The sequence below is a fragment of the uncultured Amnibacterium sp. genome (assembly GCF_964245895.1).
GTDB lineage: Bacteria > Actinomycetota > Actinomycetes > Actinomycetales > Microbacteriaceae > Amnibacterium.
In genome coordinates this window covers 15,080-18,608 of the sequence record NZ_CAXTOQ010000061.1, presented here as the reverse complement: position 1 = coordinate 18,608, position 3,529 = coordinate 15,080, and the positions used below count along the sequence as shown (strand labels likewise).

The window sequence follows — 3,529 nt, the reverse complement described above, 5'->3', positions numbered from 1 at the left end:
CACGCCGCCGTCGAGGGCGGCACGGTCGGCAAGGTCCTCGTCGACGTCTGACGGCCCGTTTTGAAGGAACTTCGCGTCCTCCGACGCAGAAGTTCCTTCAAAACGGAAGGCGGGTCACCAGCGGGTGCGGTGCCGCTCCTGCTCCACGAGCTGGTCGAGGTCCTTCAGGCGGCCGAGGCCCGCGAGCGGCTGCGCCATCCGCGGGTTGGCGGCGAACCGGTCGCGGTGCTTGTCCAGGAACGCCCAGTAGCCCGCCGTGAACGGGCAGGCGTCCTCCCCCACCCGCACCTTCGGGTCGAAGCGGCAGCCGCCGCAGTAGTCGGTCATCCGGTCGATGTACGCGCCGCCGGAGGCGTACGGCTTGGTCGCGACGACGCCGCCGTCCGCGTGCAGGCTCATGCCGACGACGTTCGTCGGCATCACCCATGGCGTGCCGTCGACGAACGCGCCCGTGAACCACTCCGTCGTCTCCGCGGGCGACCAGGCGTGCTCGAGCGCGAAGTTGCCCAGCACCATCAGGCGCTGGATGTGGTGCGCCCAGCCGTGCTCGTGGACGCCGGCGACGACCGACGACAGGCAGTTCGCCTCGATCGCCGCCGCGTCGAGCTCCCAGATCGCGTCGGGCACCCGGCGGCGGGCGCCGAGCACGTTGCGGCGCACGTAGCGCTCACCGAGGTGCCAGTACAGGTGCCACATCCAGTCGCGCCAGCCGACGATCTGCCGCACGAACCCCTCCACGGAGTTCAGCGGTGCCTCGCCCCGGTCGTAGGCCGCGAGCGCCGCGTCGACCACCTCGCGCGGGTCGATCAGCCCCAGGTTCATCGCGACCGACAGCAGCGAGTGCGCCATCGTCCAGTCGGCGGCGAGCGTCGCGTCCTCCCACGGGCCGAACACCGGCAGCCGGTCGCGGACGAAGTGCTGCAGCGCGGTCCGCGCCTCCGCCGTCGTGGCCGCGAACCGCCGCGGGCCGTCGGCGCCGAGGAATCGCACGGCGCCGTCCGCCTCCCAGCGGTCGAGGTCGGCGCGCACGCCGGCGTCGATCTCGTCCTCCTCCGGCCACCACGGGTCGGGGATGCCGAGCCGCTCCTGCTTCTTCGGCGGCGGCTGCCGGTTGTCGGCGTCGTAGCTGAAGCGCCCGCCGACGGGCTTGCCTCCCCGCGTCATCAGGATCCCCTCCCGCTGCCGCACCGCGCGGTAGAAGGTGTCCATGACCAGGGACCTCTCGTCCCGCCCCCGGACCCAGGAAGCGAACTGCTCCTCGCTGGTGACGAAGCCGCGGCTCGGCAGCACCTCGGCGCCGACGGATCGGACCAGCCGGCGGGCGGCGTAGGAGGGCGGATCGACGGCGACGAGGTCCCGCCCGGTCAGCGCCGACCGGAACGTGTCGGTCCGCACGAGCTCGGCCCGGTCGCCCAGCTCGGCGGCGCGGTGCCGGATCGCGGAGAGGTACAGGTGCGCCTTCGCCCGGTGCGTCGGGCGCTTCCGGAACGCGGCGAGGGACTCGACGAGCAGGATCGGCTCGTCGCCGTCGTCGAACTGCGGGCCCAGCTGCTCGCCGAACAGGATGCGCTGCCGTGTCACGCGCCGACGGTAGCGAGCGGCCGGTCCGCGGCCGCCGAGTGCCCAGCCGGAGGGGGCGTCAGAACCGGAAGCGGCGTCGGAGCCGGAACAGGCGTCAGTGCCGGAACGGGCGTCAGGCCACCGCGATCAGGACGACGCCCGCCGACGCGACCGCCAGCCCCGTGAGCTGCAAGCGGTGCAGCCGCTCCTTCAGCACGACCACCGCCAGCAGGACCGTGGCCGCGGGGTAGAGCGCGAGCAGGACCCCGACCACCGACAGCAGGCCGAGCCGGGAGGCGAGCACGAACAGCAGGTTCGCGGTCATGTCGCCGACCCCGGAGGCCACGACCAGCGCGGGCGGTGCGCCCCGCGGCACCAGGCTGCGGCGCGCGAGGAGCGCGACGACGCCGAGCAGCAGCAGGGAGGCGGTGCGCGCGCCGGCGATCGGCCAGAACCCGCTGTCCGGCGCGGCCCTGGACAGCAGCACGAACAGCAGCCCGAAGCCGGTGCCGGCGGCGAGCGCGCCGAGCACCCCCGGCCCGCGGATCGCCTGCGGGCCCGGCAGCCGACCCTCCTCCGCGCTGACGAGCAGGACGGCGAGCACGGCCAGCACGACCCCCACGAGCGCGAGCGGCGCCGGGCGCTCGCCGAGCGCGACGCCGCCGACGACCGGCACGATCGCGGACATCACCGCCGTGACGGGCGCGACGACGGTCATCGCGCCGACGGCGAGGCTGCGGTAGAAGAGCAGCAGCGCGACCGCACCGGTGAGACCGGCGGCGGCGCCCCACGCGATCGACGGGACGTCGAACCGGCCCGGCACGACCACGAGCACGACGGCCAGCACCACCGCGCTCGCCAGCTGCCCGCAGAACACCACCGCGAGGGCGGAGGCGCGGCGGCTCGCGAGGCCGCCCGCGAAGTCGGCGGTGCCGTAGCAGAGCGCACCCAGCAGCGCGAGCACGATCGACATCCGGCCCCCTTCCTCCGCAGCCATCCTCCCCGGTCCGTGCATGCGGTGCTCAGCCGCGCCGCACGAACCGCCCAGACCGTGCTGCGATCGTTCCCGAGTGACCGACCAGCTGACCTTCGACGACCCGCGGACCCGCTTCCCGAAGATCGACCCGCCGACCGACCAGGAGCAGGAGGAGCCGGGCCTCCAGTCGCGGATGACGCCGGTGCCGGACCTGGGCGAGGCGACGTACCGCGGCACCGGCCGCCTGACGGGCCGGAAGGCGCTCGTGACCGGCGGCGACTCCGGCATCGGCGGCGCGACGGCCATCGCGTTCGCCCGCGAGGGGGCCGACGTCGCGATCGTCCACCTGCCGGCCGAGCAGCCGGACGCCGACCACGTGCTGGAGCAGATCCGCGCGGCCGGGCGCACCGGGGTCGGCATCGTGGGCGACCTCACCGATCCGGCGTTCTGCCGCGACCTCGTCGCGACCGCGCACGAGGCGCTCGGCGGGCTCGACGCGCTCGCGCTCGTGGCCGGCAAGCAGATCACGTCGAAGGACCTGACCGAGCTGCCGGACGCCCAGTTCGTCGAGACCTACGAGGTCAACGTGTTCGCCGCGTTCCGCATCGTGCAGGCGGCCGTACCGCTGCTGCCACCGGGTTCGACGGTCGTGCTCACCGCGTCGCTCGAGACCTACCAGGCGTCGCCGGAGCGCATCGACTACGCCAGCACGAAGGCGGCGATCAACAACCTCGGCAAGGGCATGGCGCAGCAGCTGGCCGAGAAGGGCATCCGCGTGAACATCGTCGCGCCCGGGCCGACGTGGACCGCGCTGCAGGTGTCGAAGGGCATCCCGCCGGAGGAGATCGAGGGCTACGGCTCCGACACCCCGCTCGGCCGCGCCGCCCAGCCGGCCGAGCTCGCGCCCGCCTACGTCTTCTTCAGCTCGCCCGAGTCGAGCTTCGTGGTCGGCGCGACCCTCGCGGTGAACGGCGGCACCCCGACCCCCTGACC

3 protein-coding genes are annotated in these 3,529 nt (G+C 74.0%); 1 reads left to right on the top strand and 2 read right to left on the bottom strand.

All coding sequences use genetic code 11. The features are described from left to right. Window positions 1–114: 114 nt before the first annotated feature. Window positions 115–1,581, bottom strand: a complete 1,467-nt coding sequence (locus tag ACFE60_RS10150; protein ID WP_375388737.1) for a cryptochrome/photolyase family protein — start codon at window positions 1,579–1,581, stop codon at window positions 115–117. Window positions 1,582–1,693: 112 nt separating this feature from the next. Beyond that, the gene (locus ACFE60_RS10145) at window positions 1,694–2,533 is read right to left on the bottom strand and encodes an EamA family transporter (RefSeq protein WP_375388736.1); all 840 of its coding nucleotides are present in this window, start codon (window positions 2,531–2,533) and stop codon (window positions 1,694–1,696) included. A 97-nt stretch (window positions 2,534–2,630) separates the two neighbouring features. On the opposite strand from ACFE60_RS10145, the gene ACFE60_RS10140 reads away from it, so the two are divergent. Then, complete coding sequence (locus tag ACFE60_RS10140; protein WP_375388735.1) at window positions 2,631–3,527, top strand: SDR family oxidoreductase; 897 nt, start codon at window positions 2,631–2,633, stop codon at window positions 3,525–3,527. Window positions 3,528–3,529: the final 2 nt, after the last annotated feature.

What these genes read in the sequence shown, in the direction of transcription:
- ACFE60_RS10145 (WP_375388736.1), bottom strand. Translation starts at nt 2,533, where the DNA reads ATGTCGATCGTGCTCGCGCTGCTGGGTGCGCTCTGCTACGGCACCGCC.